This is a genomic window from Erythrobacter sp. WG (assembly GCF_026586795.1).
Taxonomy (GTDB): domain Bacteria; phylum Pseudomonadota; class Alphaproteobacteria; order Sphingomonadales; family Sphingomonadaceae; genus Erythrobacter.
The window spans coordinates 106,289-133,209 of record NZ_JAPFGY010000002.1; the positions used below are offsets into that span (position 1 = coordinate 106,289).

Genomic DNA, 26,921 nt, shown 5'->3' on the forward strand with positions numbered 1-26,921 from the left:
CCCTTCGACAGGCTCAGGGCGAGCGGCTTGAGAGGTCGTCCCCCCGCACCGCCTGATGCCCGAGCGGGCCATGCCCCGCGCCGTAGCCCGGCGCCGCCGCGATGGCCTTGAAGACGAAGGCGCGCGCCTCGCCTACGGCTTCGGCGAGCGGCAGGCCCCGCCCCAGCAGCGTCGCGATCGCCGATGACAGGGTGCAGCCCGTCCCGTGGGTGTGCACCGTGTCGATCCGCGCGTGTTCGAAGGCGAGCGGCGCCTGGCCGGGCACCACCAGCACGTCGGTGATCCTAGCCCCGTCCGCGTGCCCGCCCTTCGCCAGCACCGCCGCGCCGCTCGCCTCGGCGAGTTCCCCGGCGGCCGCGATCATCGAATCCGTTCCGTGGAACGAGCGACCGGCGAGCGCGGCGAGTTCGGGAAGGTTGGGGGTGATGAGGCTGGCCCTCGGGAACAGCAGGGCGCGCAAGGCTTCGAGCGCGTCCGGTTCGATCAGCGCCGCGCCGCTCGTCGCGATCATGACGGGATCGAGCACCACCGGCACCGCCAGCGGCGCGAGCGCGGCGGCGACGGCGGCGATCACCTCGGCATCGTGCAGCATCCCGATCTTGACCGCATCGACGCCGATGTCGCTGACGCAGACGGCGATCTGCTGCGCGACCATCGCGGGTGCGATGGGCGCGATGCCCTGCACGCCCATCGTGTTCTGCGCGGTGATCGCGGTGACGGCGGTCATCGCGTAGCCGCCCATCATGGTGATAGTCTTGATATCAGCCTGAATGCCAGCGCCGCCCGAGGAGTCCGAACCGGCGATGGCGAGGATGCGGGTAGGGTGGGGGGCGGCGGAATGGCTCATGCCGTCAGCCATAGCATTCCGCCGCGCCCCTACCACCCGTGACGCGCGCCAGTCACCCCTGGGTCAGCGGCACGGTCTGCTGGTGCTGCACCACGCGCCATTCGTCATGCGCAAGGCGGCGGAGCGTGCTCGTGCAATAGGCGGTGTAGGCCTGATCGCCGCGCTGCGCGTCGGCCTTGTAGTTGATGACGATCAGCCCCTCCTGCGGCCGCGCGACCGATTGGTGGCTGAAGGCGACCGCATCCCAGCGGGGCGTGTCCTGCACGGCTGCGATCGCCTCCTCGCCGGTGAAGACGAAAGGGTGGGCGGGCAGGACCATCAGGCATTCGGGGTCGATCAGGTCGCGGTAGTGTTCGGCTTCGCCGACCCACAGGCTTTCCTCGAATTCCCAGATGCGGGCGTTGTCCATGGCGTGTTCCTCGTTGTGGCGCTGCGCATCGCAAAGGTGCCCGGGGGCGGGAAGGTTTCGCGCCGTGGGGCTTGCCGTGCATGGACCGGGACGGGCGGCCGGGCGAACCCGATCCCGCGATGGCGAGGATGCGAACAGGGGGAGGGAGGCTGGTCAACGAGAAAGCATGGCAAGCCGTTGCTGCCGGGCGTACCGCTGATCTTACAGCACGCGCGAGAGAATCGGCACGGGGGCCCGAGCGACGATGCCTTCGCACATCGCTGCGGCGCTATGCCGCTATCCTCCGAACGTGGCCAGGGGCTCCGCGAAGGCTTGGGGCAACCCTTCGAGCGCCTTCACGGGCATATGGAAGGTGCAGCCCTTGCAAAATTCCGGCACCCCGTACTTGGACCAGTTCCATAGCTGGCGGACTCTTTCATCGTCGAGGAGCGATCTGAGGCGTCGGTCCTTGGCATTGCCCAGGGTGAGTTCGGACTTGCCATCGAAGTTCGCGCATCCGCAAAAAGACACAGTCCCATCCGACAGCACCTGCAGGCTGATCAAGGGAAGGGCGCATTGCGCCGTGTTTTGCCTGTCCGGCTCCCACCTTGCGTCGAGCGGGAGCGCGCGCGTCGTGTCGAAAAAGCCCCAGTTCGCATACGTCGTCGTCGTGCTCATGCGGACCTTCGCCTTGTCGACGCCTGCCTCCTGCGCCAGGGCATTGCACCATTCGCTGACTTCCGGTTCCGGTCGCTGGCGCAGCAGCCGAGCGCCGAGCGTGACGCGCTCCGGACCCATGATGGAAAGGATGCGCACCAATTGCTCGCGAAAGCGGCCGTAACCGTCTTTCCGGGTCATCAACTTGAATTCGTCGGGATCGAGGCCGTATATCGAAATCGCGATCCGATCGAAGTAAGATAGCAGCTCTGTCAGTTCCTCGTCAGAATAAAGATAAGCCATGCTCGCATTGCTTATCGCGGAGACTTCGCTGATCGCAGATGTCTTTCTGAGGATCTGCAGTCGATCCAGGAGAAGCTTGTCCAGGAAAAGCTCCCCCACCATCGGCGTCAATCCAACCGGACCGCCGCCGATTTCCACGTATTGATCGACGATATCGGCAAACAGATCAAGCGGCATCGCCTGCTTGCGGCGGGTCTGCGAAGAGTATGGGCAGATCAGGCAATCGTTGTTGCAGATATTGACCGTCTCGATCATCAAACTGAGTGGACGGAAGCGTCCCCGGTGCGTGAAGAAAGAAATATTGTGCTGGTTCCAGACCTCGGGAATGTGTGCGAGGTGGTGATCAAGCAGAGGATTCTTTGATTTGTACTCTTCCGATGCAAGGATCATCTGGCGTAGGCCGGCGACGGTACCTCCGTCGTCGAGGAAAGCCGTCCCGACCGCTATGGCATCGGGGTCCGCAGCGCGCCGAAGCAACGACTGGTAAAGATCGTCAACAACTTGCGATTGGAGGGACGCCATGCTTGTCTCGTCGGTTCTATAGACACGCTCAACTACACACGCTGGCGAGCCAAGTCCACAAGACCACTGGCGCACGCACGGGGCGTGATCATCGTGCAGCTGACGATCGCCACTACAAAAGACGATACGCGCCAGCGCTCACCCCTTGAACCTGCGCTCGGTGCTCGGCGGGAACTTGGCGTGGAGCGCCTTGGCGCGCGTCGGGCGGTCCATCAGCTCGCCGTCGCAATTGGGGCAGCGGTCGTCCAAGTCCTCGGCGCATTCGGCGCAGAAGGTGCATTCGAAGGAGCAGATGAAGGCGCAGGGCGCCTCGGCAGGCAGGCCCGCGCCGCACATCTCGCAATCGGGACGCATTTCGAGCATCTGCCTCAATCTCCAAGTTCCGTTCGCCTCGAGCGCAGTCGAGAGGCCTGGGCGACCCGTGTCTCGACTGACGACAGAATGTCGGCAGTTCAGCCTGAGCCTGCCGAAGGGCTCGACACGAACGGGTTCCCCTTCCTAAAGCGCCGCCCGCACCGCTTCGCAGATCGTGTCGACCACGTGTTCGACCTCGCGCTGGTCGTCGCCTTCGGCCATCACGCGGATGACGGGTTCGGTGCCCGAGGGGCGGATCACGAGGCGCCCCTTGCCGGCGAGCGATGCCTCGGCCTCGGCGATGACCGCCTTGACCGCCTCGTTCTCGAGCGGCGTGCCGCCCTCGTAGCGCACGTTCTTCAGGAGCTGCGGCACGGGGTCGAAGACGTGCAGCAGCTCGCTCGCCGGCTTGCCCGAGCGCACGAGGCTCGCCAGCACTCTCAGCGCCGCCACGGTGCCATCGCCGGTGGTCGCGTAGTCGAGCAGGATCATGTGCCCCGATTGCTCGCCGCCGACATTGTAGCCGCCCGCCTTCATCGCCTCGAGCACGTAGCGGTCGCCGACCTTGGCGCGGATCAGCTCGAGCCCGCGCCCGGCAAGGTAGCGTTCGAGCCCGAGATTGCTCATCACCGTCGCCACCACGCCGCCGCCGCGCAAGCTCCCGCGATCCTGCATCCGCCCGGCGATCAGCGCCATGATCTGGTCGCCGTCGACCGCGCGGCCTTTCTCGTCGACCACGATCAGGCGGTCGGCGTCGCCGTCCAATGCGATGCCGATATCCGCGCCTTCCTCGACCACCTTCGCCTGGAGCGCGGCGATGGCTGTCGAACCGACCCCGTCGTTGATGTTCGTGCCGTTGGGGCTGACGCCGAGCGTCACCACCTCGGCGCCCAGCTCCCAGATCGCGGACGGCGCCACCTGATAGGCCGCGCCGTTGGCGCAATCGACCACCACCTTCAATCCGTCGAAACTGATCTCGGCGGCGACCGAGGTCTTGACCGCGTGGATGTAGCGCCCGCGCGCGTCCTCGATCCGCCGGGCGCGGCCGATCATCTCGGGCGGGGCGAGCGGGATGTCGGTTTCCATCAGCCGCTCGATCTCGAGCTCGGCCTCGTCGGAAAGCTTGAAGCCATCGGGGCCGAACAGCTTGATCCCGTTGTCGGCGAAGGGATTGTGGCTGGCCGAGATCATCACGCCCAAGTCGGCGCGCATCTCGCGGGTCAGCAGCGCGATGGCGGGGGTGGGGAGCGGGCCGGTCATGATGACGTCGATCCCCACGCTCGTGAAGCCCGCCACCAGCGCGCTTTCGACCATGTAGCCCGACAGGCGCGTGTCCTTCCCGATCACCACCCGGTGGCGGTGCCCGCCGCGCACGAAGTGGCGCCCGGCGGCCTGCCCGACCTTCATCGCGGTCGCCGCGGTCATCGCGCCCTCGTTGGTACGGCCTCTGATTCCGTCGGTTCCGAACAGCTTTCTTGCCATCAAATCCTCTGTCGTCTGCACGCGGCCCATGTTGTCTCGCGCTTCTGGCGCGGTTAGGGCCCGAAGGGAAGGGCGCTGCGCCCGCATAAGGACAGGGCATTGCAGGAACGTGAAGATCTAGAGGCCGGCGCGGACCACGCCGGCCACGGGCGGTTCGCGCTGGTCGAGATCCGCCTGCCGGTGACGCTGACCTTCGCCGCGCTGGTGGGCGGGCTGGGCCTCGGGATCATCGGCGGGGCGTTCGGCGCGCCGGAGGAGGTGGCGGCGATCGCCGGCCTGGTCGGCGGGCTGTGGCTGCGCGCCCTGCAAATGACGATCATCCCGCTGGTCGCGGCGCTGCTGGTGCTGGGTCTCACGCAGATGATCCTCGCCGCGCGCGTCGGCACGGCGGCACGCCGGATGATCGCTATCATGGTCTTCGTGCAGCTGGCCGGCGGGGCCTTCACCTCGATCGCCATGCCCGCACTGCTGCGCGCCTTTCCCGTGCCGCAGGGCGCGGGGGCGTTCCTCGCGAACACGCCTCAAAGCGTGGGCGAGGTGCCCAAGGTGCTCGATTTCCTCGCCTCGCTCGTCTCGCCCAATATCGTCGCCGCCGCCGCCGAGACCGCGATGCTGCCGCTGACGCTGTTCTTCGTGATGTTCGCGGTCGCCATCACCCATCTGCCGGGCGAGCAGGGCGAGCGGCTGCTTGGTTTCTTCCACGCGCTGGGCAACGCGATGCTGCTGATCATCGGCTGGGTGCTGGCCGCCGCGCCCGTCGGCGTGCTGGCGCTGGGTTACGGGGTGGGCGTCCAGAGCGGCGGCGGGGCCTTCGCCGCGCTCGGGCACTATGTCGTGACCGTCACCGTAATGGGGACCTTCATCTTCTTCCTCGCCTATGTCGTCGCGGGGCTGCTTGGCGGCAAGGGCCTCCCGAGCTTCGCCAAGGCCTTGCTGCCCGCGCAGGCGGTGGCGCTGTCCACCCAGTCCTCGCTGGCGAGCCTTCCGGCGATGCTGGATTCCTCCAGCCGCCTCGGCCTCCGGCCCGCCACGGCCGAGTTCGTCCTGCCGCTCGCGGTGGTGATCTTCCGGGCGACCAGCGCGGCGATGAACCTCGCGGTGGTCAATTATATCGCGGCGCTCGCCGGGGTGGAGGTATCGCCCACCGTCGCCATTGCCGGCATCCTCATCGCGAGCGTCATCAGCCTCAGCGCGGTGAGCCTCCCCGGCTCGATCAGCTTCGTCGTCTCGATCGGCCCGATCGCGCTCGCGATGGGCGTGCCGGTCGAGCCGCTCGCGCTGCTGGTGGCGGTCGAGATGCTGCCCGACCTGATGCGCACGCTCGGCAATGTCACGATGAACGTCGCGGTGACGAGCGCAGTTGACCGCACCGCCGACGAGGCTAACGCCGAGACTTGAAGCTGCAACCCGCAGGCCTCATCTGCGTTGCTGCTACGAGAACACGCCGTTCTTCACACTGACGACCATCGGAGATCACCATGGCTTTCGCACTTTCCCCGCTTCCCTATGACAGCAGCGCGCTCGAGCCCGCCATCTCGGCCGAGACGCTGTCGTTCCACCACGGCAAGCACCACCAGACCTATGTCGACAAGACCAACGCCGCGATCGAGGGCACCGATCACGCCGACAAGTCGCTGGAAGAGATCATCGCCGCCGCGCGCGGCAGCAACCAGGGGCTGTTCAACAACGCCGCGCAGACCTGGAACCACGCCTTCTACTGGAACTCGCTGGCGCCCTCGACCACCGAGCCCTCGGCGGAACTCGCCGCCAAGATCGACGAGGCTTTCGGCTCGGTCGACAATCTGAAGCAGCAATTGAAGGACCGCGGCGCGGGCCACTTCGCTTCCGGCTGGGTGTGGCTCGCCGAGAAGGACGGCAAGCTCTCGGTCGAGGAATCGCACGACGCCGACACGCTCGTCGACAAGGGGATGAACCCGCTGCTGGTGCTCGACGTGTGGGAGCACGCCTACTACCTTGATCACCAGAACAAGCGCCCCGCCTACCTCGACGCGGTGGTCGAGACGAAGCTCAACTGGGCCTTCGCGAGCGAGAACCTCGCGCGCGGCACGGTGTGGACCTACGAATAAGGCCGATGTGACCGGACAAGGGGAAGGCCCGGAGCGGAAGCGCTTCCGGGCCTTTCCTTTTGCGCGTCACCCCAGCGAAAGCTGGGGCCTAGAGTGACAAGCGTTGCATTATGAAGCTCTGGGTCTCAGCTTTTGCTGGGATCACGACACTTGTGAGACTTGCCTACCCCCGCGTGCTTACCCCGTTACCCGCCGCGACCTCGTCCAGTTCCTCGAGGATCGCGCGGTGGGCGACATCGTCGTCGGTCGAACGCCGGGGGATCGCCCCGTTGGCGAGCATTTCGGTCAGCGTCGCGCGGGCGCGGCCGACGCGGCTCTTGATGGTGCCGACCGCGCACCCGCAGATCGCCGCCGCCTCCTCGTAGGAGAACCCGCCCGCACCCACCAGCAGCAGCGCCTCGCGCCGTTCGGCCGGCAAGGTCAACAACGCCCGGTGCAAGTCGGAGAGGTGGAGCGGCTCCTCCTGCCCGGCGGGCGCGGTGAGGATGCGCTCGGCCACGCCTTCGTCATATTCGCCGCGGAAACGGTTCCTGCGCATATCGGTGAGGTAGGCATTGCGCAGGATCACGAAGGTCCAGGCGCGCATCGAGGTGCCGGGCTCGAACCGGTCCTGCGCCGCCCACGCCTTGAGCAAAGTCTCCTGCACCAGATCGTCGGCGAGGTCGGGCCGGCCGCACAGGCCCCGCGCGAAGGCGCGCAGGTGCGGGACGACCTGCGTCAGCTCGCGCTTGAAGTCGATTTGCTCCGCGGCCGATCGCGAAGTCTCGGGCCGGCCGCCATCGGTCATGTGTCGGCGTCCTTGCGGTCACCCGTGCCGCGCGTCGGGGGCACGCCCTCGAGCCTGTCGAGCAGGTCCTTGAAACTGTCCGGCAGCGCTTCCTCGACCACCGCATCATAGAGCTGCTTGAGCCCATCGGCCCATTCCGGAGCCCGGCCTCGGCCGGTCCCCTCGCGGCTGTCGCCGTCTGCGCCCTGTGACTGATTGGAGGCCATTGTCGCTTAAATCGTCCCTGATCCCGTCGTGCCGGCTTCCCCAACCGGAGCCGAGGTCGCTGCGGAAGGGGCGACGCAATATGCTGTGCCCAATTCCCGACGAGCGGAGTTTGGACGATTCAGCAACGATGCGCTACCAGTTTGGTTCCCCCACCCGCCGCACAGGATCATCCGTCATCGAGCCCGCCCTTGTTTCGTCCGCGAATGACCCTGCCGCTCCGCCCCCGGGGAGCGCAGGGAGGGCCCGGCGCTGGCTGGTGCTCTACCCGCGCGCGATCCCGCTGGCGATCTTCCTCGCCATCGCCGCGATCACCGCGCTGTCGGTCTTTGCGATCGAGAGCAATGCCCGCGCCCGCGAGGGTGCGCAGATGCGCGCCTATGCTCAAGGGGTGGCCGCCGCGCTCGACCGCAGCGGCAGCGGCTTTGCCTCCTACCTCAGGGCGGGCGCGGCGCTGTTCGCGAGCCTTGGCGAGGTCAGCCCCGAAACCTTCGACAATTTCGTGCGGGTGCTGAAGCTCAACACCGAATATTCGGGCGCGGAGGGGATCGGCTGGATTCCGGTGATCGAGGCGCGCGATCTCCCCGCCTTCATCGCCGCGACCCGCAAGAGCCAGCCCTCCTATCCCGATGTCTATCCCGCCCCTACCAGCAGCATCGGGCGGATCGCGCCGGTGGCGATGTTCGCCCCAGCGACGGCCTTGAACCGCCGCGCGCTCGGCTACGATATGTATTCCGATCCCAATCGCGCCGCGGCGATGGCAGAGGCCGAGCTCAATCTCCGGCCCGCCGCCTCGGGCCGCATCATCCTGATGCAGGAGACCAGCGGCACGGCGCCTGCCTTTGCGATCTATATGCCGGTGGTGCGCGGCAACCGGCTCGCCGGCTTTGTCTATACCCCGCTGCGCGCGCGCGAATTCCTCTCCGCAGCGATCGACCGACAGGGGGAGCATCGCTTCGGCGTGCGGCTTTATGACGGCGAGGTCGATACCGGCCACCTGCTGGTTGCCCGATCGGTCGGCGGGGCGCCGCGCGCGACGGTCGAGCAGGCGGTCAACATCGCCGATCGCAAGCTGATGCTGGTGGTCGAGAACGGCGAGGCCAATGTCCTCTCGCCCCTGTCGATGGTGACGCTGGTGTTCGGCCTGGCGCTCGCCAGCCTGCTGATGCTGCTCGCGCGGCTGCTCACCCAGCAGGCCTTCGAGGACCAGGCGCGGCTCGCCTTCTTCGAGGAGCAGCACTCGATCAGGAACTCGCTGACCCGCGAATTGAACCACCGGGTCAAGAACACGCTCGCCAACGTGCTGTCGATCCTGTCGCTGACCCGGCGCCGGGCGACGAGCCTCGACGACTTCGCCGACAGCCTCCAGGGTCGCATCCGCGCGCTGTCGGCGACGCACGACCTGCTGACCGTCACCGAATGGGGCACCACCCCGATCCGCGCGGTCATCGAGGCCGAGCTCCAGCATTTCCGCGAGGTGCTGGGCGAGGACATCCTGCTGGAGGGGCCGGATCTGGAGCTTGCCCCCAACGACGCGCTGTCCTTCGGCCTCGCGGTTCACGAACTGGCGACCAACGCGGCGAAATACGGCGCGCTGAGCGTGCCCGGCGGACAGGTGACGATCCGCTGGCAGCGCGGGCCCGAGCGAGCCGGCGATCCGAGCGGCGAGGCTGCCGGCGAAATCAGCTGGGCCGAGGTCGAATGGCAGGAGGTCGGCGGGCCCCCGGTCGCCGCCGATCGCCGCCGCGGGTTCGGCACCGATCTCATCGAGAAGGTCGTCGCCCACGAGCTGCGCCAGCCGGTAAAGCTCGACTTCGCCCCCGGCGGCGTGCGCTGCGTGCTGCGGGTTCCGGTCCGGCGGCCCGTGGGGTTCCGGATCAGGGAGAGAGAACGCGACCGGCGGGTGCGGAAGCCCTAGTTTTCGGCCACCTTCGGTGGCGCAGACCGCCCGCCCGGCCTCCCCACCCGGCCACCAATAGTACCACTATGATGTGGTGGCCGGGTGGGGAGGCGGGGCGGGCGGTCTGCATTGCGCGTCAGCGCGATCGCATCACAACGGCCTTGTCGATCCGAAGAACAGCGCCTGGCTGATCGCCGCGCGCACCGTCGCTTCCTGGAAGGGCTTGGTGACGAGATAGGTCGGCTCGGGCCGGTCGCCGGTCAGCAGGCGTTCCGGGTAGGCGGTGATGAAGATCACCGGCATCGTGCCGACCGAGAGGATGTCGTCCACCGCATCGAGGCCCGAGGAACCGTCGGCAAGCTGGATGTCGGCGAGCACCAGCCCCGGCATCGCAGACTCCACCGCCTCGCGCGCCTGGGTGCGGGTCGCGGCCGTGCCGCTCACCGTGTGGCCGAGGCTGGTGACAAGGTCTTCCAGCTGCATCGCGATCAGCGGCTCGTCCTCGATGATGAGCACGCTCGTCGCCTGCTCGCGGTCGATCTCGCCGATCGCCTCGGCGACGAGGGCGGCGACCTCGTCGGGCGTGCGGTCGAGGATTTGGGCCGCTTCGGGGATGGTGAAGTCCTCGAGCGTGGTCAGCAGCAGCGCCTGGCGCGCGGGCGGGGTGATGACGCCGAGCCGCGCCTGGGCGCCGGCCTCGTGCTCGCTCGCGGCATCGGCCAGCTCCGTGCTGCCCGATCCGCTCGCCCACAGCTTCCCGAAGGCGCGGTAGAGCGGCACGCGCCCGCCCGCGAGGCTCGCCTTCAGCGCCTCGTCGGCCAGCGCGGCTTCCAGCATCTCGCGCACATAGGCATCCCCGGTGGTCTGCGAGCCCGTGAGCGCGCGGGCGTAGCGGCGCAGGAAGGGCAGGTTGGCGGCGATCTGGCTGGCAAGGGACATAGGCTACCTTTTTTGCATGGGGACGATGCGCCGCAACGCGCGGGACCCGTCCGATTCGATGCATAGACGGTCAGGCCAGCCGCGTCGCCCCTCTCCGACAAACATTCGATATAACCGCAGCTTGCGAGGAAAATGGGGCCGACCAAAAAAATTTTGCGCAGCGCGGGAACCGTTGCGCGAGCCGGTCATTCTAGCTTTGTCACCGCCGAGACCCCCCTCCCGTCCAAGCGGCTGGTGATACGATCCCGAAAGGCCTCCGTTGTGTATGCAACGGAGGCCTTTTTTCGTTGGGGCCATCTTCGGTGACGCAGACCGCCCGCCCCGCCTCCCCACTCGGCCACCACAGCATGGTGTACCATTGGTGGCCGGGTGGGGAGGCGTGGCGGGCGGTCAGCATCGCGCGTCAACGCGATCGCGTCACCCGAGCGTCTTCTCGTAGATCGCGTATTCGCGGTTGATTTTGCTCTGGATCGTGTCGGCGATCGCCACCATCCCCTGGTTGTCCTCGAGGATCCAGCCGATCTCGCCGCGCGTCGATCCGTAGCGGGTGTTCGCATTGTGCCGGATCTGCTCGATCATCATGAAGGCGAGCTGGCTGGCGAGGCGGCTGTTGTGGAGCTCCTTCAGCACCCCCATCAGCGGCACGCGCATCCCTGCGCCCTTAGGGTGGCGCAGCCAGCGCAGCATATGCAGCCAGCCGAAGGGGAACAGCTTGCCCCGAATCCGTGCCAGCGCCGCGTTGATGTCGGGCCAGGTGAGCATGAAGGCGACCGGCCGCCCGTCGACCTCGGCGATCATGTTGAGATCCTCGAAGATCAAGGGCCGCAGCTTCTTGCCCGCATAGGCGACCTCGGCGGGCGAGAAGGGCACGAAGCCCCAGTTTTCCGACCAGGCATCGTTGAGGATGCCGAGAATTGTCGCCACTTCCGCGTCCCAATCGGCCTTGCGCACCGGCCGCACCGTGATCCGCGCGTTCTTGTGCCCGGATTGCACGATCCGCTGCACCAGCGGCGGGAAGGGCTTCGAGATATCGAGATCGTAGGTGTAGAGCGTCTTGGCGCGCGCGTAGCCCGCCGCCTCGATCCACGCGGCATAATGCGCGGGGTGGTGGCCCATCATCAGCATCGGCGCATGGTCCTGCCCGCGCACCAGCAGGCCCGGCTCCTCCCAGATCGACAGCGAGATCGGGCCGAGCGCGCGGGTCATGCCCTGCTGCGCCAGCCAGCCCTCGGCAGCGGTGAGGAGCGCGCGGGCCGTCGCCTCGTCCTCCGCGTCGAAATAGCCGAAGAAGCCGGTGCCGGGGCCGAAGCCCTGGGCAGCCGGCACGGCGAGCGCGAGTTCGTCGATATGGGCCGAGATGCGCCCCACCGCGCGGCCTGCGCGCCTGGCGATGAACAGCTGCACCCGCGCATGGCCGAAGAAGGGGTTCTTGCCCGGATCGACCAGCTCCAGCTGTTCCGAGCGCAGCTGCGGGACATAGTGCTCCAGCCGCGCGGAAAAGGCGCGGCCCAGATCGACGAAGGCGGCCCGGCCGCGCTTGTCGGTGACGGGTTCGATCACTATCTCGCCTGTGTGGCTTGCCGCATCCGTCACCGGGTCGTCCTCGTCATTGCGCTTGGTCAAGGCGTCTGTGTCGCGCCGGCGTCAATCGCGCAAGGCAATCGATCACTTTGACCAACAAGCCGCGTTTGGCCCCGCCCCGTTTTTCGGGTAGGGCAGACCTCAGGACCCATTCGATCATGACCGTGCAACAGACCATCAGCCCCGACGCCATGCCGGTCCCGACCGTCAGGGCGAGCCGCGTCCAGTTCATGGCCGCCGACGACAAGGCGATGCTGCGCGCCGCGCGCGACCTCACCAAGGGGCTGGGCGTGGCGAAGCCGGCGATCTACTGGACCGATATGCTGCTGTCGGCGGGCGTCGGCTATGCCGGCATCGCGGCGGCGATCATGGCGCCGGGCATCGGGCTGAAGCTGGTGGCGGGCCTCGTCGCATCGCTCGCGCTCTACCGGGCACTGATGTTCATCCACGAGCTGACCCACATCCACCGCGACGCCCTGCCCGGCTTCCGCACGGGCTGGAACCTGCTGGTCGGCATCCCGATGCTCACCCCCTCCTTCATGTACGAGGGCGTCCACACCATTCACCACAAGCGCACGCAATACGGCACCGTCGAGGATCCCGAATATCTGCCGCTGGCGCTGATGAAGCCGTGGAGCCTGCCGCTGTTCGTGCTCGTGGCGATGTTGCTGCCGGTGGCACTGATCGTGCGCTTCGGCGTGCTCTACCCGCTCGGGCTGGTGGCTGCGCCGCTGCGCACCTTCGTCTGGGAACGCTTCTCCTCGCTGTCGATCAACCCGGAGTTCCGCCGCAAGGCGCCCGAGGGCGAATTCGCGGGCCGGGTGCGCTGGCAGGAGGCGGGGGCGAGCCTGTGGGCGATGCTGCTGATCGCCAGCGTGTTCGTGTTCGGCTGGCAGCCGCTCGCGACGGGGCTCGCGATCCTCTCGGTTGCCGCGGTGCTCAACCAGCTGCGCACGCTGGTCGCGCACCTGTGGGAGAACGAGGGCGAGGCGATGACGGTGACCGCGCAGTTCCTCGATAGCGTCAACGTGCCCCCGCCGGGCCTTGCGGCGGAGATCTGGGCGCCGGTGGGCCTGCGCTACCATGCGCTGCATCACCTGATGCCCTCGATGCCCTACCATGACCTCCCCGAAGCCCACCGCCGGCTGGCGCGCGAGCTTGGCGCCGGCTCGACCTACGAGGGCGCGAACCATCCGGGGATGCTGACGCTGGTCGGACGGATCGCGAAGAGCACCATGGGGCGGCGGGCCTGATTCCTGGTCGCGCTGACGCGCGACGCAGACCCCCCGCCCCGCCCCCCACCCGGCCACCAATAGTACCACTACGTTATGGTGGCCGGGTGGGGAGGCGGGGCGGGGGGTCTGCGCCACCGAAGGTGGCTCTAATCCAAAAAGCAGATCATCGCGCAGCGGCGGTCGGCTGGCAGCCCGTCGTCGACCTCGTTCGCGAGTTCGCCCGCGAGCCGCGGATGGGCGTCGAGGGCAGTGACCTCCTCGAAGCCTAGCCTCGTGTAGAACGCGGCGCCATCATGGCGATCAGTGGTCAGGGTCAGCGCTCTGGTGCCCATGTTGCGCCCGTCGATCTGCGCGGCGCGCACCAGCCCCGAGCCGACTCCGCGTGACCGGTGCTCGGCGGCGACGGCGAGCTCCCAGATGTGCAGCTCGCGGCTGAAGGGCTCGGCGACGAGAAGGCCCGCGAGCGTCTCACCGCCATGCGCGACGAGGCTGCGCCCCTTGCGGATCAGGCGCGCGTAGTCGGCGGTGCCGCGCGATCCGGCGCCGACCAGCGCCGCCATCGCCCCCGCATCCTCCGCGCGGGCGAGCCTGAGCGACCAGTCGCGGGCGCCTGTCGGCCTCACTCCTCGGTCCGGATCAGCACCGTCTCGCCGAGCAGCAGGAACAGGACAAACGGCGCCCAGGCGGCGAGCAGCGGGGGGTAGCCGCCGAAGCTGCCCATCGCGAGCGAAGCGTTGTCGACCACGAAATAGGCAAAGCCCAGCGCCATGCCGATGATCGCGCGCACGAACAGCTGGCCGGATCGCGCCAGGCCGAAGGCGGCGACCGAGCCCAGCAGCGGCATCAGCAGCGCCGAGAGCGGTCCGGAGAGGCGGTGCCACCACTTGGCGCGCATCTCGTCGGTGCTGCGCCCGGCCGCCTCGTAGGCGTCTATCGAGCGCTTCAGCTCCCAGAAGCCCTGCCCGTCGACATCGACCGATTGCAGCATGATCCGCTCGGGCGTGAGGTTCCGGCCCACCACCAGCGCAGGGAAGCGCTCGGTCACCGCGCCCGCGACGTCGAAACGGGTCGCATCCTCGAGCCGCCAGCCGGGCCCGGCATAGGTCGCGCGCGGCGCGCGGATCTGCTCGCGGATGATCCCGCCCGGCGCGCGCGCATACCAGGTGACGCCGGTCAGCACGATGTCCGCGCCCGCGCCCGACAGCGTTGCCGCCGCAAGGATGTTGCCCTCGTCGAGGAGATAGAGGTTGGAGCGCACCCCGCCGGCGGTCTGTGCGGCGGGCACCGGGCCGTAATCGACCGCCTGCCAGGCAGCGAGCGCGGAATTGGCGCGGGTCACGATGCGTTCGTTGAAGCCGAAGCTGATCCCCGCCACCAGCGCCGAGGTCAGCAGCAGCGGGGCGAGCACCTGGTGCGCGGACAGCCCGGCCGCCTTCATCGCCACCACCTCGCTGTTCTGGTTCAGCGTCACGAGGGTGATGAGCGTCGCCAGCAGCACCGAATAGGGCAGGAAGCGGCTCGCCAGCTGCGGCGCGCGCAGACCGGCGTAGCGCAGGATCTCGGCCTGTCCGTTGCCCGGCGCGGCGAGGATCTTGCCGCTTTCGGACAGCAGATCGAGCATCAGCAGCACCAGCACCAGCATCATCAGCACCGCAAGGATGCGCACGATGAACAGCCGCGCGAGGTAGAAGGTCAGTGTCCGCGAGGGGAAGAAGTCGAGCTGCATCTCTCGGGCCTTACTCCGCCGGGGCGGCCTGCGCGGCGAGCGGCGTCTCGCCCGCGCGCGGGGTGCGCCGCGCAAATAGCTTGGCGAGGCGGCGGGAAAGCTTGGCAAAGACCGCTTCCAGCGCGCCGATCGCCTGGCCGCCGGGCACATAGGCGACGCGCCAGTACATCCACAGGATCAGCGCGGCAAAAAGTGTGAACGGAACCCAGAAGGCGAGCACCGGATCGACCCGTCCGAGCGAGGCGACGCCTTCGCCGTACTGGTTGATCTTGTGATAGGAGACCACCATCACGATCGACACGAACACCCCCAGCGCGCTGGTCGATCGCTTGGGCGGGATCGCCAGCGCCACCGCCAGCAGCGGCATCAGGAACATCATCAGGATCTCGACGAGCCGGAAATTGAAGCTGGCAAGGCTCGCATCGCGCGCCTGTTCGGGGCTCGCACGGTTCCAGCCGATCCGCAGCAGTTCGGGAAGGATGTATTCGCGCGTCGCATCGCCGCGCGCGCGGAACTTCTCGATCGCGGGCAGGTCTATTGGAAGGTCGTGGCGGCTGAAGGACAGCACGCGCGGGGTCTGCGTGCCCGTGTCCTGGATGATCGTGCCTTCGGTGAGGCGCAGGATGATCGTGTCGGGATTGTCCTTCGTCGCGAGAAAGGCGCCCTCGCGCGCGGAGATGCTGAGCACCTGGCCGCGCCGGTCGGCGACCCGGGCGAAGATGCCGATCAGCCGGCGCCCGTCGTCCTCGCTCGCATCGATGCGCAGCGCCATGCGGTCCGCGAGCGTGGTGAATTCGCCCACCTTGATCGAGGCGCCGAGCGCGCCCGAGCGCAGCTCGTATTCCATCTGCTCGTAGTAGTAGCGGCTGACCGGCTGGATGTAGAACACCAGCGCGACATTGACAGCCATCAGCACGAGGGTGATCGCGTAGGGCATCCGCAGCAGCCGGTTGTAGGAGAGGCCCACCGCGCGCATCGTGTCGAGTTCCGAGGAGGTGGCGAGCTTCCTGAAGGCCAGCAGCACCCCGAGCAGCAGCCCGAGCGGGATCGCGAGGCTCGCATATTCGGGGATCAACGCGCCGAGCATCTTGAAGACGACGCCCACCGGCCCGCCTTCGACCGCGACGAAATCGAACAGTCGCAGCATCTTGTCGAGCATCAGCAGCGACGCGGCGAGCGCGAAGATGCCGATCATCGGCACGATCGTGAGCCGCAGGATATAGCGATCGATGCTGGGGATGGCGTTGAACAAGAGGTCTGGGGTCCGTCGGTTTTCGCGCGAAGGCGGTGCTGCCCTAGCGCCTCGGCGCGCGCGCGTCATGTCCCGAATTTCCGCCGCCTGCCAAGCGGTGCGCCGTACCGTGCCGTGCGTGCGGGCGGAGGGGCCCTACCAGAAGCGGCTGCCGGGAATGCCCTTGAACGGCCCGGCCTCGCGCGAGGTGATCCAGCCGCCGTAGAAGCCGCCGGGCTGGGGGGTGACCTGCTCCCCGTCGACGGTCACCGCATCGAAGGGGGCGGCGTAGAAGGCGATGTGGTCCCTGATCCCGGCAAAGGCCGGGGTGGGCGAGGGGTAGGACCAGCCTGCACCCGCAAGTCGTTCGCCCGCGACGAGGACGTCCCAGTAGACCGCCTGCCCCTTCCACTCGCAGATCGAGCGCGCGGGATTGGGGCGCAGGTGCTCCATCGCGATGTCGGACTGCGGCAGGTAATAGGTCGGCGGGTGCGAGGTTTCGAGCGTGCGCCACGCGGCGCGGGTATCGGCGATCACCGTGCCCTTGTGGACGATGCGGATGTGCCGGGCGGTCGGCTCGGCAATGGCCGGGCGGGGATAGTCCCACACGCTCTCCTGTCCGGGCAGGACCGGGTCGGGCTCGGGGTGGTGCGGCTGCCTCACCCCTGTGTGCTCACGCCTTCTCGAGCGTGCATTGCAGCGGGTGCTGGTTCTGGCGGGCGAAGTCCATCACCTGGTTCACCTTGGTCTCGGCGACCTCGTAGGTGAAGATCCCGCACACGCCCACGCCGCGCTGGTGGACGTGGAGCATCACGCGGGTCGCCTGTTCGAGGTCCATGCCGAAGAAGCGCTTGAGGACCAGCACCACGAATTCCATCGGGGTGTAATCGTCGTTGAGCATCAGCACCTTGTACTGGCTCGGCTTCTTGGGCTTGGCGCGGGTCTTGGTGGCGACGCCGACCTGGCCCTGGCCGCCGGCGTCCTTGCCCTCGTCGTCCTCGGCGGCGCGCACGGGGGCAACCGGCCGCAAGGGCAGCGGATCGCGTGGCGCGGAGGAGGCGAGGACGGGGGATCGCATGAGCCCCCCCATTATGGGATTCGCCCGGGCAGGTGCAAGCGATAGGTGCGAAACATTTGGGGTAGCGGTGGCGGCACGACAGGCGAAAAAAGGCCGGCCAGACGCGAGGTCTGGCCGGCCAGCGCCTTGCGGCGCGCTCTCGTGAGCCGGGTTGGGAGAGAGAGGAGAGAGGCCCGGCCGGAGAATTCGTGTCTGCGCTTACGCGGCGGTCTTGACCTTCTCGACCGCGACGCTGACGCGGTTCGAGATGGGGGCGAAGGCGTCGTTATAGAGCTTCACCCAGGCTTCGGTGCGCTTCGAGCCGTAGGCGACGACCGCGTCGAAGTTGCGACGGGCGATCTCGCCCTGCAGCTGGAACAGCTCGGTCGGCGACTTCACTGCGGCGACCTTCTTGGCGTCTTCGGTGACGGTCTCGATCACGGTCTTGCCGGTCTCGACATTGTCCTTGAGGAGTTCCTGGGCGCCGGCGAAGAAGATCTTGCCGCTTTCGACGACCGCCTCGAGGTTCGCCTTGGTGAACTCGGTGGCTTCGCCGGCGAATTCGGTGCCCTTGGCGTAGGCGGTCTTGGCGCGGGCCTGCGCGTCGGCGAGGGCGGCCTTGGCGGTGGCGGTCAGGTCGGTGGTGTTGACGGTTTCCATGACGGTATCCTTGAGCTTGACGATGGGATTGGTCTTCGGCGCGATGGCGGGCTGCTGAGCCGCCTCGGCGGGCGCGGCCGCCTTGCGCGCGGGCTTGATCTTGGCCGCCTTGATGACGGTCTTGGCCGCACGCTTGGCGAGCTTCGGCGCCTTGGTGGCGATCGGAGCCGGCTTGGACGCGGGCAGAATGTCGGCGGGCGCATCGACCGCGGGCGTGGTGACGACAGCCTCGGGAGCGGAGGGCACGACCTTGGCCGCAGCCTCGGCGATCACCTTCTGGGTGGCGGCATCGATCTTGGCGGTCGCAGGCTTCGCGGCCTTCATCGCGACCTTCGCTTCGACAGCCTTGGGTTCAACGTCGGACATGGCAACCTCGTTTCATGTTGCGATGCACAAAATAAGCATTGCGGAAGCGAAGTCAAGCATTTTTGTGCAGTGCACAATAATGTTGGAAAGCGAGCCGCTTCAGCAGGTTCGCTCCTCGGCCCGGGATGTACTTGCCGTACGAAGCCGCCCTCAGCGGGTCTTCACATAGCGGCCCGGCGCATCCTCGATCACCGTGTCGCCCGGACCGCCAGGCATCCGCTTGCCCTGTGCCGGCACCCGCGCGTCCGACTGCCGGTGCAGCCAAGCGAGCCAGTGCGGCCACCAGCTGCCCGGATGCTCGGCGGCGCCTGCCACGAAATCCTTGAGCGACGGCGCGGCGCTGTCGCCCACCCAGTACTGGTACTTGCCGGCCGCGGGGGGATTGACCACGCCCGCGATGTGGCCCGAGCCCGCCAGCAGGAAATCGACCGGGCCGGTGAAGTGCTTCGTGATCCGCCACACGCTTTCCGCCGGGGCGATATGGTCCTCGCGCCCCGCCTGCACGAAGGTGGGCGTGGCGACGAGGCGCAAGTCGATCGGCGTGCCGTCCGCCGACAGGGCGTCGGGCACCACCAGCTTGTTGTCGCGGTAGAGATCGCGCAGGTAGGCGTTGTGCCACTTGGCGGGCAGATTGGTGACGTCGCCGTTCCAATGGAGCAGGTCGAAGGCCGGGTAGTCCTCGCCCAAGAGGTAATTGTTGACGACATAGTTCCAGATGAGGTCGCGCCCGCGCAGCGCATTGAAGGTGGCGGCAAGGTAGCGCCCGTCGAGATAGCCCTGCGGCGACAATTGCCCGATCATCTCGAGCTGGCCCTCGTCGATGAAGTGCTTGAGGTCGCCCGCCCGCTCAAAATCGACCTGCGCGGTGAAGAAGGTTGCGGACTTCACCTTGTCGGCTTCGCCCCGGCGGTGGAGCACCGCCAGCGTCGCGGCCAGCGTCGTTCCGGCCACGCAGTAGCCGATGGTGTGGACCGCCGGCACATCGAGCCGCGCGCGGACATGGTCGATCGCCTCGATCTGGCCGCGGATGTAATCGTCCCAAACGATGTCGGCCATGGTTTCGTCGGCGCTCTTCCAGCTGACCACGAAGACCGTGATCCCCTGATCGACCGCCCATTTGATGAAGCTCTTCTTGGGCGTCAGATCGAGGATGTAGAAGCGGTTGATCCACGGCGGAAAGATCACCAGCGGGGTCTCCAGCACCTCCTCGGTGGTCGGCGCATACTGGATCAGCTGGTAGAGCGGCGTCTCGTGCACCACCTTGCCCGGCGTCGCGGCGAGGTTCTCGCCGAGGCGGAAGGCCTGTGGATCGGTATGGGTGAGCTGCCCGCGCTTCAGGTCGTTGACGAGGTGCTGCATCCCGCGCACCAGGTTCGCGCCCTTGCTCTCCATGGTGCGCTTCAGGACCACCGGGTTCGATGCGAGGAAATTGTCCGGGCTCATCGCCTCGGCAAGCGCGGAAACCGCAAATTCGAGCTGCTGGCGCTTCGTCTTGTCGAGCCCCTCCATCCCCCTCACCGCCTCGCGCATGTATTCGGCGAGCATCAGGTAGGTCTGGTGGAGCAGCAGGAAGGCCGGGTGCTCGCGCCATGCGGGATCGGCAAAACGCCGGTCGCTCTTCGGTAGCGCGGCGGGATCGGGAGCCGCGGCCGCCGTGCCGCCAGTCGCGCCCGCGGCGAAGCTCTGCATCATGCCTGACCACAGCTGCATCTGCCCTTCGGCGAGCCGGGCGGAGGCTTCGAACAGCCCCTTGGGCATCTGGCCGAGCATCGCCTGCGAGACCATCATCCACTGCGCCGGGTCGAACAGGTTGGCGCCCGCGCCCGCGCTTGCCTTTTCGGCTGCGCTCTGCGCCTGGTGAGTCGCGAAATCGAGCCACAGCTGCTGGAGCTGTGCGGCGGTGGCGGTCCATTCGGCGATCTCGCCCGGCTCGAGGGCCTGGCCGAGCAGCGTCTCCATCCCCTTGCCGCCCATCATCTCGCGCAGCGCGTCGCCTTGCATATCGAGAAAGCTCTTCACGCCCTCTCCCGCTGCCGCCATGAGATCGCCGTCCTGTGCCATCGCCTGAAAATCGTCCCTTCCGCCCGCGCCGGGGCCGATGATGCCGTCAATCGAGCGCCATCGCAACTCGTCCGAAAAGCCGCTTCCCTGTAGCGGCGATCTTCGCCTAGTGAGAGGCTGCGGCGGCCCGATGGGCGCGGCATGAGACGAGGTGATGACGGCCATGAACGACCAGTTCTATCGCATGAAGCGGATGCCCCCCTACGTGATCGCGGAGGTGAACGCCATGCGTCATGCGGCGCGTCTGGCCGGGCAGGACATCATCGACCTCGGCATGGGAAACCCCGACCAGCCCCCGCCGCAGCACGTCATCGACAAGCTGTGCGAGGTCGCCGCCAAGCCCGATGCCCACGGCTATTCGCAGTCCAAGGGCATCCCCGGATTGCGCCGCGCGCAGGCGGGCTACTACGCGCGCCGTTTCGGGGTGGAGCTCGATCCCGAGACCGAGGTGGTCGTCACGATGGGCTCGAAGGAGGGCCTCTCGAGCCTCGCCACCGCGATCATCGCGCCGGGCGATGTGGTGCTGGCGCCGAACCCTTCCTATCCGATCCACACTTTCGGCTTCATCATCGCCGGCGCGACGATCCGCTCGGTGCCGGTGACGCCGGACGAGCATTACTGGGAATCGCTTGAGCGGGCGATGAACTATACCGTGCCGCGCCCTTCGGTGCTGGTGGTGAGCTACCCCTCGAACCCGACCTCCGAGATCGTCGACCTCGCCTTCTACGAGCGGCTGGTCGCCTGGGCGAAGGAGAACCAGGTCTGGGTGGTCAGCGACCTTGCCTATTCCGAGCTCTATTTCGACGGCAACCCGACGCCCTCGATCATGCAGGTGCCGGGCGCCAAGGACGTGGCGATCGAGTTCACCAGCATGAGCAAGACCTATTCGATGGCCGGCTGGCGGATGGGCTTCGCGGTCGGCAACCGCCAGCTGATTGCGGCGCTGACCCGCGTGAAATCCTATCTCGATTACGGCGCCTTCACCCCGATCCAGGCCGCGGCCTGCGCGGCGCTGAACGGTCCGCAGGACATCATCGAGACCAACCGCGCGCTCTACCAGAAGCGCCGCGACGTGATGGTCGAGGCGTTCGGCCGCGCCGGCTGGGAGATCCCGCCGCCGCCCGCCTCGATGTTCGCCTGGGCGCCGCTGCCGCCGGCGCTGAAGGCGATGGGCAGTCTCGAGTTCTCCAAGCAGCTTCTGACCCAGGCGCAGGTCGCGGTCGCGCCGGGCGTCGGCTATGGCGAGAACGGTGAGGGCTATGTGCGGATCGCGATGGTCGAGAACGAACAGCGCCTGCGCCAAGCGGCGCGCAACATCCGCCGCTACCTGCAATCGCTGGGCGTCAACAGTTCGGCCGCGTAAGTCGCGCGGCTTATTTGAGACCGATTTGATCCGATTAATATTAACCTTTCGCCTGAAAAAGGTTAGAGGTTTCGCCTAATCGGGGATTCGCGCGAGGAGATTTTCATGGCGTCCGGAGCCGCTCGCCGGCTGACCGACCGTCAGCTAGCCGTGATGGAGCGCATCGATCGGCGGGTGCCGATCAAGGTGATCGCGATGGAACTCGGCGTGTCCGAGACGCGGATCAACCAGCATATCCGCGCATTGAAGGATTTCTACGACGCCGGCAGCCTCGGCGAACTGGTCGAGAACTTCAGGGCGACGCAGCCATCGGAAGCGGCAGACGGCGAGGCCGCGCCCGCCGAGCCTAGCGCCGTGGCGGTCTTCAGCGAACCTGCATACACAAAATCGCAGCTACGTCCGATCGCCGATCTGGCGGCATTCGGCGATCGGGACGATCTGGGTCACCTGGTCCTCAGCGATGCAATGCCGCTCATAGAACAGGCACCGTGGCTGAAACCGGGCGAACCGAAGGTCGTCCCCGGAGTGCTCGATGGGGAGCATGCCGTCCTGTTTCGGCTTGGGGCAATCATCGGGATTGCATCGGGTGTCTTCGCCGCCGTGATCCTCGCGGTGACGGCCGCGATGACCCTCAGCGCGGCGACGGATGGCAAGGCGAACTACTCCGGGGAACCACGTGTCGCGGCCGGATGAGCACCGGGCGCGTCGGAGACCGAAAATGGATAACCGTATTCTCGCCGATGCTCACAACCTCAAGAAGCTGATCCGCGAAGCCGAGGCCCTCGCCGACGAGGCGATCATCGCGATGGCGCGCCTCAAGCAGGCGATGCTCGCCGCGCGGCAGAACCCGGAGGTCGAGGTCAACACCGGCCAGCGTGCGTTGCTGCGGCTTACCGAAGCCGAAAGCCAGGCGCTCGCGATGTCGACCAACCTGCTGCGCGTCCATGACGAGCTCAGCAAGGTCGCCGAGGTGCACGCCGGCCCGGACAGCGGGATTCCGACCACCCTCCCGCCGTCCGATCTCGCCGCGCTGCCGACCCGCAAGGACGCCATGCCGGCCTGATCGATGGCGATGCTGCTCGATCTGTTCAACGAATTCCGAGTCCCGGCCCAGCATCTCGCCAGCCTGCTGCTGGCGGGTGCCATCTGGCGCTGGGGCGGGGCCCCGGAACGTTGGCTGATCGGCGTGTTCCTCGCGACCATGGTGGTGCCGGTCTACATCGCGCGGGGGCTGGGTCTCAGCGCGACGGACATCGGCCCCTGGGCGACGATGGTCATCTCGCTCGACCTCATGGCGGCGGCACTGTTCGTCGGCATCGCGCTCAACGCCAATCGCAATTACCCGCTGTGGATCGCCGGCTTCCAGGTGGTGGCCGTGGCAGCGCACCTCGTCAAGGCGCTGGTCCACGAGGTGTCGCCGCTCGCTTACGCAATCCTCGTGATCGGGCCGTCCTATTGCCAGCTCCTGTTGCTCATCGCGGGCTTTGCCCGTCATGCGCTGCGCCAGCGCCGCTTCGGACCATACCGGGAGTGGCGACAGGCGGTTCCGGGGGTGCTGGGGTGGCGACCATGACAGAGCGGCGCGGTAGCGCGCGCGCGGACCAGATCGCCGCCATGGCGGCATGGCGGCGACCGTGCCGATCCTGACCGCCCCCCTTCCGGCCGCCGGGCTGACGGCGCCCGTCCCCGAGCGGCGCACGGCGGCGATGATCGCCTACCTGCGCGACGTCATCCTCGCCCCGCCCGCCACGCAAGAGCGCGGCCACGCGATCTTCGTCGATCGCGCGCGCGGCTGGCTGGGCGATGCGCCCTGCGGGATCGGCACCATGAATGCCCTGACCTTGCGGATGCGCGAACTGCTCGGCGAGGCGCTGCGCCACGATGCGGCGGGGATCATCCTCGCCCACAGCCATCCATCGGGCCATTGCCGCCCCAGCGGGTGCGACATCGCCGCCACCCGCCGGCTCGCCGAGGTGGCGGGCGCCCTCGACATCGCGTTGATCGACCATCTGATCATCACCCGCGAGGCGGTCTACTCGATGCGGGCCGGGGGGCTGCTTTGAACGCGCTCCCCGGTCTCGGCCACTTCCCCGCGAGGGACATCGCCACCGCGCGTTTTCGCGAAGCGGGGGACCTGACGCTCGATCTCACCCACCGCGATGGGCGGGTCGAGGATCGCTGGCTCGGCCTCGATCCGCGCGAATTCGCGATCCTGTGGCGGCTTGCGGCACGCCCCGGCGAGTCGGTCAGCGACGCGGAACTGACCGCAGACCTGTGGCGGGCGCGCCCGGGCACCGAGGCAGCCGACCTCGCCCGCCTCATCGTCCGCCTCAGGGCGAAGCTTGCCGCCTTCGGCCTTGCCGATCTTGTCGCGGCCGGTCGGGGCGGGGGCCATGCCCTTGCCGCCCGGCCGTCCTTGAGCCTGGCCCCCGGCCCGGAGCCGCGCGGGCACTAGCCGGCCGCGGGCCCGATGCTCTGGACAGGACGCAGGGGATGGGCCAATCTCGCGGTCCTGCCACCGAGCCAACCAGGGATGTCACGCCATGTCCGCCCCGACCGCCGCCAAGCCTGCCACGATCGCCAATGATCGCATCGCCATCGACCTCGGCGAGGATGGTGTCGCCGAAGTCCGCTTCACCCGCGGCGACAAGATGAACGCGCTCGATGCGGAGATGTTCGAGCGGATCATCGAGGCCGGCCATGCGCTCCACCACATGAAGGGCCTGCGCGCTGTGGTGCTTTCCGGAGAGGGGCGCGCCTTCTGCGCCGGGCTCGACCTTTCCAACTTCGCCAGGAAGCCGCGCGAGGACGAGCCGAGCCTCACCGAACGCACCTACGGCAACGCCAACCGCGCGCAGCAGGTGGCAATGCAGTGGAGGAAGCTCCCGGTCCCCGTCATCGCGGCGGTTCACGGCGTGTGCTTCGGCGGCGGCCTCCAGATCGCGAGCGGCGCCGACATCCGCATCGTTCACCCCGAAACCCGGATGGCGATCATGGAGATGAAATGGGGCCTCGTGCCGGACATGGGCGGCTATGCCCTGTGGCGCGGGCTGGTGCGCGACGATGTGCTGCGCGAGCTCGTTTACACCAACCGCGAGTTCACCGGCGCCGAGGCGCAGGCCCTGGGGCTAGCCACCCATGTCGACGCGAACCCCCGCGACCGCGCGCTCGCCATCGCGCGGACCATCGCGCTCAAGAACCCCCACGCGATCCGCGCCGCCAAGCGCCTCCAGGCCGGGATGTGGGAGCGCGAGACCGACGCGATCCTGCTCGAGGAAAGCATCGAACAGCACGGCATCCTGCGCAGCCGCAATCAGGTCGAGGCCGTGATGGCGGAGATGGAGCGGCGCAAGCCCAACTTCGAGGATCTTTGAGGCCAGGCGGCGCGGGGATTGTTACCGCCCGCAGCATGGCGGCCCGATATCGGCCGAGGTTGGGCGTTGGATACTGTCTGTGACCAGCGACCGCGCGCGGCGGAATGGCTCTGCGATGTTGACGTAGGTGCTATATGGCGGAAGCCGCTGAGATTGAGATTACGGACGCGTTGGTTGAGGCGGGTGTAGCGGCCATGCAGGAGGCGCATGACGCTGAGGCTTTTGTGCAAATTCCCGCCAAGCGCTTAGGTGTTCTTGCTCGAGAGCTGATTGTTGCAATGCTGAGAGCAGCTACAAAAGTTGATCGCGCAGCGCCGTCGCTCTGACGGTGAGCGCGGCCATGTCCGTCAGCGTCATGATGAGCTCGCGTCGGATCGACTTGCCTCGATCCGACTGAGATCGAATGTCTGCCAAATGACCTTGCGTTATCCTCAGCCCTAGCAACCGGTAAGTCCGTGGCCGCTCTTTTCTATCGTTAGCCCCTTCCCGCACCCAGCGATGCCGCAGTCCTCGCCAAGCCCCCGTGTTCGTCCGCTTCCGATATTCTCTAATGAGGAAATGAAACGGAGACAGAATGGTGTGGTTCGCGGCGGGCGTTATCCGAACACCGCTACGCATTGCAGGCCGTCGAGCACCTGGCGCCCGTCGGCATCCCACATCCTGAGGCGCTCTGAGGAATAGCCGCTATCTGCGTGCTGGCTCGCGTTCTCGGCAAGATACCAGCCCCCGCGCGAGCGGCTTTCCGGGTCGAGCACGTTGAACGACCAGTTGATCGAACTGACCGGCCCCTGCCGCTGCATCGCGCGCATCGCGCCCGGCGGCATGACGTCGCCCATCAGCACCAGCTTTGCCACCGGGTCGAGATCGTGCGCCTCGGTGAGCCGTGCCCAGCGCCGCACCGTTGCGCCGGTGTCGCTGCCTTTGGGATGACTGCGGCGCAGCTCGAAGTTCCTGGCGACAAAGGCGGGTGCGAATTGGTGGGTGACGACGTCGCTCTCCTCCGGAACGCCCGGCCAATCGTCGGGACGCGCCGGGGCATGGTGCGCATTCGGCGCGCGCCCCTCGCCGAACAGCCAGAAGGCTGAGAGCGCGATGCGGCCCTCGGCGAGGATCTCGGAGCGCACCTGGGTCACGTTGCGGCCCTGGCGGATGATCTCGGCGCGCAGTTCGATGTCCTCGCCCACCGGCGCGACGAAGGCGATCTGGCCCGCGCGCAGCGGCGGCAGGCCCGGAAAGGCGCGCACCGCCATGGTATAGGCCACCAGCGCCGAGGCCCCGCCGTAAAGCGTTCGCCCCTGCATCCAGTCGGCCGCATGGACGAGGCGGGCAGGCCCGGGCTGGCCGGTGACGGGTTCGAGGAGGCTGGCGATGGTCATGGCCCCTGCCATGCCCCGCGCGCGCCACCTCGTCCAGACTGACGTTGGGGAAGGGGGGCGGTCTCTGTCGCAGGCCTGCGCAATCGCAAACGAAGACACATTGCCAAGCCGCACCCGAATCGCTAGTGCCCCGCATCCGTCCGGGGGCTTCGTCTCCGGAAGGCTCGGCCCGATGGCGGAGTGGTGACGCAGCGGACTGCAAATCCGTATACGCCGGTTCGATTCCGGCTCGGGCCTCCACCTTTGCATTGCGCCCGCGTCCCACCCGATCTAGGGCCGCGAGCGAGGATGCCGCTTTAGCTCAGTCGGTAGAGCACATCATTCGTAATGATGGGGTCACGTGTTCGAGTCACGTAAGCGGCACCACTTCCCAAAATTCCACGCTTTCTCAACGATCTAGCCAATCGTCTCGGCCAAAGTG

The 26,921-nt window shown here is 67.5% G+C and carries 29 protein-coding genes and 2 tRNA genes; 14 read left to right on the plus strand and 17 right to left on the minus strand.

Annotated features, from left to right (window positions below):
• Nucleotides 1–13 precede the first annotated feature (13 nt).
• From thiD to glmM, 5 genes are all read right to left on the minus strand, one after another.
• On the minus strand, nt 14–859 hold the full coding sequence (gene thiD, locus OPU67_RS01640; protein WP_267617058.1) for a bifunctional hydroxymethylpyrimidine kinase/phosphomethylpyrimidine kinase: 846 nt from the start codon (nt 857–859) through the stop codon (nt 14–16).
• Between the two features lie 40 nt (nt 860–899).
• The gene (locus OPU67_RS01645; RefSeq protein WP_267617060.1) at nt 900–1,256 is read right to left on the minus strand and encodes a DUF4440 domain-containing protein; all 357 of its coding nucleotides are present in this window, start codon (nt 1,254–1,256) and stop codon (nt 900–902) included.
• Between the two features lie 276 nt (nt 1,257–1,532).
• Nucleotides 1,533–2,717 (minus strand): radical SAM/SPASM domain-containing protein, encoded by a 1,185-nt coding sequence (locus OPU67_RS01650; protein ID WP_267617061.1) that lies wholly within the window; start codon nt 2,715–2,717, stop codon nt 1,533–1,535.
• Nucleotides 2,718–2,855: 138 nt separating this feature from the next.
• Nucleotides 2,856–3,080, minus strand: a complete 225-nt coding sequence (locus OPU67_RS01655) for a DUF1272 domain-containing protein (RefSeq protein ID WP_267617062.1) — start codon at nt 3,078–3,080, stop codon at nt 2,856–2,858.
• A gap of 135 nt (nt 3,081–3,215) precedes the next feature.
• Nucleotides 3,216–4,553 carry a phosphoglucosamine mutase gene (gene glmM / locus OPU67_RS01660; RefSeq protein ID WP_267617064.1) on the minus strand — a complete coding sequence of 446 codons (1,338 nt, stop codon included), beginning with the start codon at nt 4,551–4,553 and terminating at the stop codon, nt 3,216–3,218.
• Nucleotides 4,554–4,652: 99 nt separating this feature from the next.
• Between glmM and OPU67_RS01665 the strand changes: the two genes are divergently transcribed.
• Nucleotides 4,653–5,951, plus strand: a complete 1,299-nt coding sequence (locus OPU67_RS01665; protein WP_267617066.1) for a dicarboxylate/amino acid:cation symporter — start codon at nt 4,653–4,655, stop codon at nt 5,949–5,951.
• 80 nt (nt 5,952–6,031) lie between these two features.
• Nucleotides 6,032–6,640 (plus strand): superoxide dismutase, encoded by a 609-nt coding sequence (locus OPU67_RS01670; RefSeq protein ID WP_267617067.1) that lies wholly within the window; start codon nt 6,032–6,034, stop codon nt 6,638–6,640.
• A 163-nt stretch (nt 6,641–6,803) separates the two neighbouring features.
• Here OPU67_RS01670 and OPU67_RS01675 read toward each other — a convergent pair whose 3' ends face one another.
• Both OPU67_RS01675 and OPU67_RS01680 read right to left on the minus strand, forming a co-directional pair.
• Nucleotides 6,804–7,427, minus strand: a complete 624-nt coding sequence (locus OPU67_RS01675) for a sigma-70 family RNA polymerase sigma factor (RefSeq protein WP_267617069.1) — start codon at nt 7,425–7,427, stop codon at nt 6,804–6,806.
• Nucleotides 7,424–7,633 carry a NepR family anti-sigma factor gene (locus OPU67_RS01680; RefSeq protein WP_267617070.1) on the minus strand — a complete coding sequence of 70 codons (210 nt, stop codon included), beginning with the start codon at nt 7,631–7,633 and terminating at the stop codon, nt 7,424–7,426. Before OPU67_RS01680 ends, OPU67_RS01675 begins: the two co-directional genes overlap by 4 nt.
• Nucleotides 7,634–7,890: 257 nt before the next feature.
• Between OPU67_RS01680 and OPU67_RS01685 the strand changes: the two genes are divergently transcribed.
• Nucleotides 7,891–9,549, plus strand: coding sequence for a CHASE domain-containing protein (locus tag OPU67_RS01685; protein ID WP_324255322.1), 1,659 nt, complete (start codon nt 7,891–7,893; stop codon nt 9,547–9,549).
• A gap of 132 nt (nt 9,550–9,681) precedes the next feature.
• Here the strand turns inward: OPU67_RS01685 and OPU67_RS01690 are convergent, their stop codons facing one another.
• Both OPU67_RS01690 and OPU67_RS01695 read right to left on the minus strand, forming a co-directional pair.
• Complete coding sequence (locus OPU67_RS01690) at nt 9,682–10,470, minus strand: response regulator (protein WP_267617071.1); 789 nt, start codon at nt 10,468–10,470, stop codon at nt 9,682–9,684.
• A 417-nt stretch (nt 10,471–10,887) separates the two neighbouring features.
• Entirely contained in the window at nt 10,888–12,093 is a 1,206-nt protein-coding gene (locus OPU67_RS01695; protein ID WP_267617073.1) for an N-acetyltransferase, read from the minus strand.
• 116 nt (nt 12,094–12,209) lie between these two features.
• Here OPU67_RS01695 and OPU67_RS01700 point away from each other — a divergent pair, with 116 nt between their 5' ends.
• The gene (locus OPU67_RS01700) at nt 12,210–13,304 is read left to right on the plus strand and encodes a fatty acid desaturase family protein (protein WP_420708935.1); all 1,095 of its coding nucleotides are present in this window, start codon (nt 12,210–12,212) and stop codon (nt 13,302–13,304) included.
• A gap of 128 nt (nt 13,305–13,432) precedes the next feature.
• On the opposite strand, the gene OPU67_RS01705 is transcribed toward OPU67_RS01700, so the two are convergent.
• From OPU67_RS01705 to OPU67_RS01735, 7 genes are all read right to left on the minus strand, one after another.
• Nucleotides 13,433–13,909, minus strand: a complete 477-nt coding sequence (locus tag OPU67_RS01705) for a GNAT family N-acetyltransferase (RefSeq protein ID WP_267617074.1) — start codon at nt 13,907–13,909, stop codon at nt 13,433–13,435.
• The gene (lptG, locus tag OPU67_RS01710; RefSeq protein WP_267617076.1) at nt 13,906–15,012 is read right to left on the minus strand and encodes an LPS export ABC transporter permease LptG; all 1,107 of its coding nucleotides are present in this window, start codon (nt 15,010–15,012) and stop codon (nt 13,906–13,908) included. Before lptG ends, OPU67_RS01705 begins: the two co-directional genes overlap by 4 nt.
• Before the next feature lie 10 nt (nt 15,013–15,022).
• A complete protein-coding gene (locus OPU67_RS01715) occupies nt 15,023–16,264 on the minus strand; it encodes an LptF/LptG family permease (protein WP_267617077.1) in 1,242 nt (413 codons plus the stop codon).
• Nucleotides 16,265–16,399: 135 nt separating this feature from the next.
• On the minus strand, nt 16,400–16,906 hold the full coding sequence (locus tag OPU67_RS01720; RefSeq protein WP_267617078.1) for a DUF427 domain-containing protein: 507 nt from the start codon (nt 16,904–16,906) through the stop codon (nt 16,400–16,402).
• A 10-nt stretch (nt 16,907–16,916) separates the two neighbouring features.
• Complete coding sequence (gene clpS / locus OPU67_RS01725; RefSeq protein WP_267617079.1) at nt 16,917–17,321, minus strand: ATP-dependent Clp protease adapter ClpS; 405 nt, start codon at nt 17,319–17,321, stop codon at nt 16,917–16,919.
• Nucleotides 17,322–17,519: 198 nt separating this feature from the next.
• A complete protein-coding gene (locus tag OPU67_RS01730; protein ID WP_267617080.1) occupies nt 17,520–18,326 on the minus strand; it encodes a phasin family protein in 807 nt (268 codons plus the stop codon).
• A gap of 150 nt (nt 18,327–18,476) precedes the next feature.
• On the minus strand, nt 18,477–20,387 hold the full coding sequence (locus OPU67_RS01735) for a PHA/PHB synthase family protein (protein WP_267617081.1): 1,911 nt from the start codon (nt 20,385–20,387) through the stop codon (nt 18,477–18,479).
• 163 nt (nt 20,388–20,550) lie between these two features.
• Between OPU67_RS01735 and OPU67_RS01740 the strand changes: the two genes are divergently transcribed.
• The 8 genes from OPU67_RS01740 (at nt 20,551) to OPU67_RS01775 (ending at nt 25,450) form a co-directional block, all read left to right on the plus strand.
• Nucleotides 20,551–21,750, plus strand: a complete 1,200-nt coding sequence (locus OPU67_RS01740) for an LL-diaminopimelate aminotransferase (protein ID WP_267617082.1) — start codon at nt 20,551–20,553, stop codon at nt 21,748–21,750.
• A 105-nt stretch (nt 21,751–21,855) separates the two neighbouring features.
• Complete coding sequence (locus OPU67_RS01745) at nt 21,856–22,443, plus strand: hypothetical protein (protein WP_267617083.1); 588 nt, start codon at nt 21,856–21,858, stop codon at nt 22,441–22,443.
• 25 nt (nt 22,444–22,468) lie between these two features.
• Nucleotides 22,469–22,813, plus strand: coding sequence for a hypothetical protein (locus OPU67_RS01750; protein ID WP_267617085.1), 345 nt, complete (start codon nt 22,469–22,471; stop codon nt 22,811–22,813).
• Nucleotides 22,814–22,816: 3 nt separating this feature from the next.
• Entirely contained in the window at nt 22,817–23,323 is a 507-nt protein-coding gene (locus OPU67_RS01755) for a hypothetical protein (protein WP_267617086.1), read from the plus strand.
• 49 nt (nt 23,324–23,372) lie between these two features.
• Entirely contained in the window at nt 23,373–23,813 is a 441-nt protein-coding gene (locus tag OPU67_RS01760) for a JAB domain-containing protein (protein WP_267617088.1), read from the plus strand.
• Nucleotides 23,810–24,205, plus strand: coding sequence for a helix-turn-helix domain-containing protein (locus tag OPU67_RS01765; RefSeq protein WP_267617090.1), 396 nt, complete (start codon nt 23,810–23,812; stop codon nt 24,203–24,205). The genes OPU67_RS01760 and OPU67_RS01765 overlap by 4 nt, the downstream gene beginning before the upstream one ends.
• An 88-nt stretch (nt 24,206–24,293) precedes the next feature.
• The gene (locus OPU67_RS01770) at nt 24,294–25,124 is read left to right on the plus strand and encodes a crotonase/enoyl-CoA hydratase family protein (RefSeq protein WP_267617092.1); all 831 of its coding nucleotides are present in this window, start codon (nt 24,294–24,296) and stop codon (nt 25,122–25,124) included.
• 134 nt (nt 25,125–25,258) lie between these two features.
• The gene (locus OPU67_RS01775) at nt 25,259–25,450 is read left to right on the plus strand and encodes a hypothetical protein (RefSeq protein ID WP_267617094.1); all 192 of its coding nucleotides are present in this window, start codon (nt 25,259–25,261) and stop codon (nt 25,448–25,450) included.
• A 270-nt stretch (nt 25,451–25,720) separates the two neighbouring features.
• Here OPU67_RS01775 and OPU67_RS01780 read toward each other — a convergent pair whose 3' ends face one another.
• The gene (locus OPU67_RS01780; protein WP_267617096.1) at nt 25,721–26,500 is read right to left on the minus strand and encodes an acyl-CoA thioesterase; all 780 of its coding nucleotides are present in this window, start codon (nt 26,498–26,500) and stop codon (nt 25,721–25,723) included.
• Between the two features lie 166 nt (nt 26,501–26,666).
• Between OPU67_RS01780 and OPU67_RS01785 the strand changes: the two genes are divergently transcribed.
• Nucleotides 26,667–26,740, plus strand: a tRNA-Cys gene (locus OPU67_RS01785).
• Nucleotides 26,741–26,790: 50 nt separating this feature from the next.
• Nucleotides 26,791–26,866: transfer RNA gene (locus tag OPU67_RS01790), tRNA-Thr, on the plus strand.
• The last annotated feature ends 55 nt before the right edge of the window (nt 26,867–26,921 follow it).

Excerpts from the sequence above, each read along its gene's own strand:
- OPU67_RS01775 (WP_267617094.1), top strand. The coding sequence starts at position 25,259 with ATGGCGGAAGCCGCTGAGATTGAGATTACGGACGCGTTGGTTGAGGCG.
- OPU67_RS01780 (WP_267617096.1), bottom strand. The coding sequence starts at position 26,500 with ATGACCATCGCCAGCCTCCTCGAACCCGTCACCGGCCAGCCCGGGCCT.
- OPU67_RS01650 (WP_267617061.1), bottom strand. The coding sequence starts at position 2,717 with ATGGCGTCCCTCCAATCGCAAGTTGTTGACGATCTTTACCAGTCGTTG.
- OPU67_RS01760 (WP_267617088.1), top strand. The coding sequence starts at position 23,373 with ATGGCGGCGACCGTGCCGATCCTGACCGCCCCCCTTCCGGCCGCCGGG.
- OPU67_RS01680 (WP_267617070.1), bottom strand. The coding sequence starts at position 7,633 with ATGGCCTCCAATCAGTCACAGGGCGCAGACGGCGACAGCCGCGAGGGG.
- OPU67_RS01770 (WP_267617092.1), top strand. The coding sequence starts at position 24,294 with ATGTCCGCCCCGACCGCCGCCAAGCCTGCCACGATCGCCAATGATCGC.
- lptG (WP_267617076.1), bottom strand. The coding sequence starts at position 15,012 with ATGCAGCTCGACTTCTTCCCCTCGCGGACACTGACCTTCTACCTCGCG.
- OPU67_RS01730 (WP_267617080.1), bottom strand. The coding sequence starts at position 18,326 with ATGTCCGACGTTGAACCCAAGGCTGTCGAAGCGAAGGTCGCGATGAAG.
- glmM (WP_267617064.1), bottom strand. The coding sequence starts at position 4,553 with ATGGCAAGAAAGCTGTTCGGAACCGACGGAATCAGAGGCCGTACCAAC.
- thiD (WP_267617058.1), bottom strand. The coding sequence starts at position 859 with ATGGCTGACGGCATGAGCCATTCCGCCGCCCCCCACCCTACCCGCATC.
- OPU67_RS01745 (WP_267617083.1), top strand. The coding sequence starts at position 21,856 with ATGGCGTCCGGAGCCGCTCGCCGGCTGACCGACCGTCAGCTAGCCGTG.
- OPU67_RS01700 (WP_420708935.1), top strand. The coding sequence starts at position 12,210 with ATGACCGTGCAACAGACCATCAGCCCCGACGCCATGCCGGTCCCGACC.
- OPU67_RS01645 (WP_267617060.1), bottom strand. The coding sequence starts at position 1,256 with ATGGACAACGCCCGCATCTGGGAATTCGAGGAAAGCCTGTGGGTCGGC.
- OPU67_RS01670 (WP_267617067.1), top strand. The coding sequence starts at position 6,032 with ATGGCTTTCGCACTTTCCCCGCTTCCCTATGACAGCAGCGCGCTCGAG.
- OPU67_RS01750 (WP_267617085.1), top strand. The coding sequence starts at position 22,469 with ATGGATAACCGTATTCTCGCCGATGCTCACAACCTCAAGAAGCTGATC.
- OPU67_RS01655 (WP_267617062.1), bottom strand. The coding sequence starts at position 3,080 with ATGCTCGAAATGCGTCCCGATTGCGAGATGTGCGGCGCGGGCCTGCCT.
- OPU67_RS01735 (WP_267617081.1), bottom strand. The coding sequence starts at position 20,387 with ATGGCACAGGACGGCGATCTCATGGCGGCAGCGGGAGAGGGCGTGAAG.
- OPU67_RS01675 (WP_267617069.1), bottom strand. The coding sequence starts at position 7,427 with ATGACCGATGGCGGCCGGCCCGAGACTTCGCGATCGGCCGCGGAGCAA.
- OPU67_RS01690 (WP_267617071.1), bottom strand. The coding sequence starts at position 10,470 with ATGTCCCTTGCCAGCCAGATCGCCGCCAACCTGCCCTTCCTGCGCCGC.
- clpS (WP_267617079.1), bottom strand. The coding sequence starts at position 17,321 with ATGCGATCCCCCGTCCTCGCCTCCTCCGCGCCACGCGATCCGCTGCCC.
- OPU67_RS01740 (WP_267617082.1), top strand. The coding sequence starts at position 20,551 with ATGAACGACCAGTTCTATCGCATGAAGCGGATGCCCCCCTACGTGATC.
- OPU67_RS01755 (WP_267617086.1), top strand. The coding sequence starts at position 22,817 with ATGGCGATGCTGCTCGATCTGTTCAACGAATTCCGAGTCCCGGCCCAG.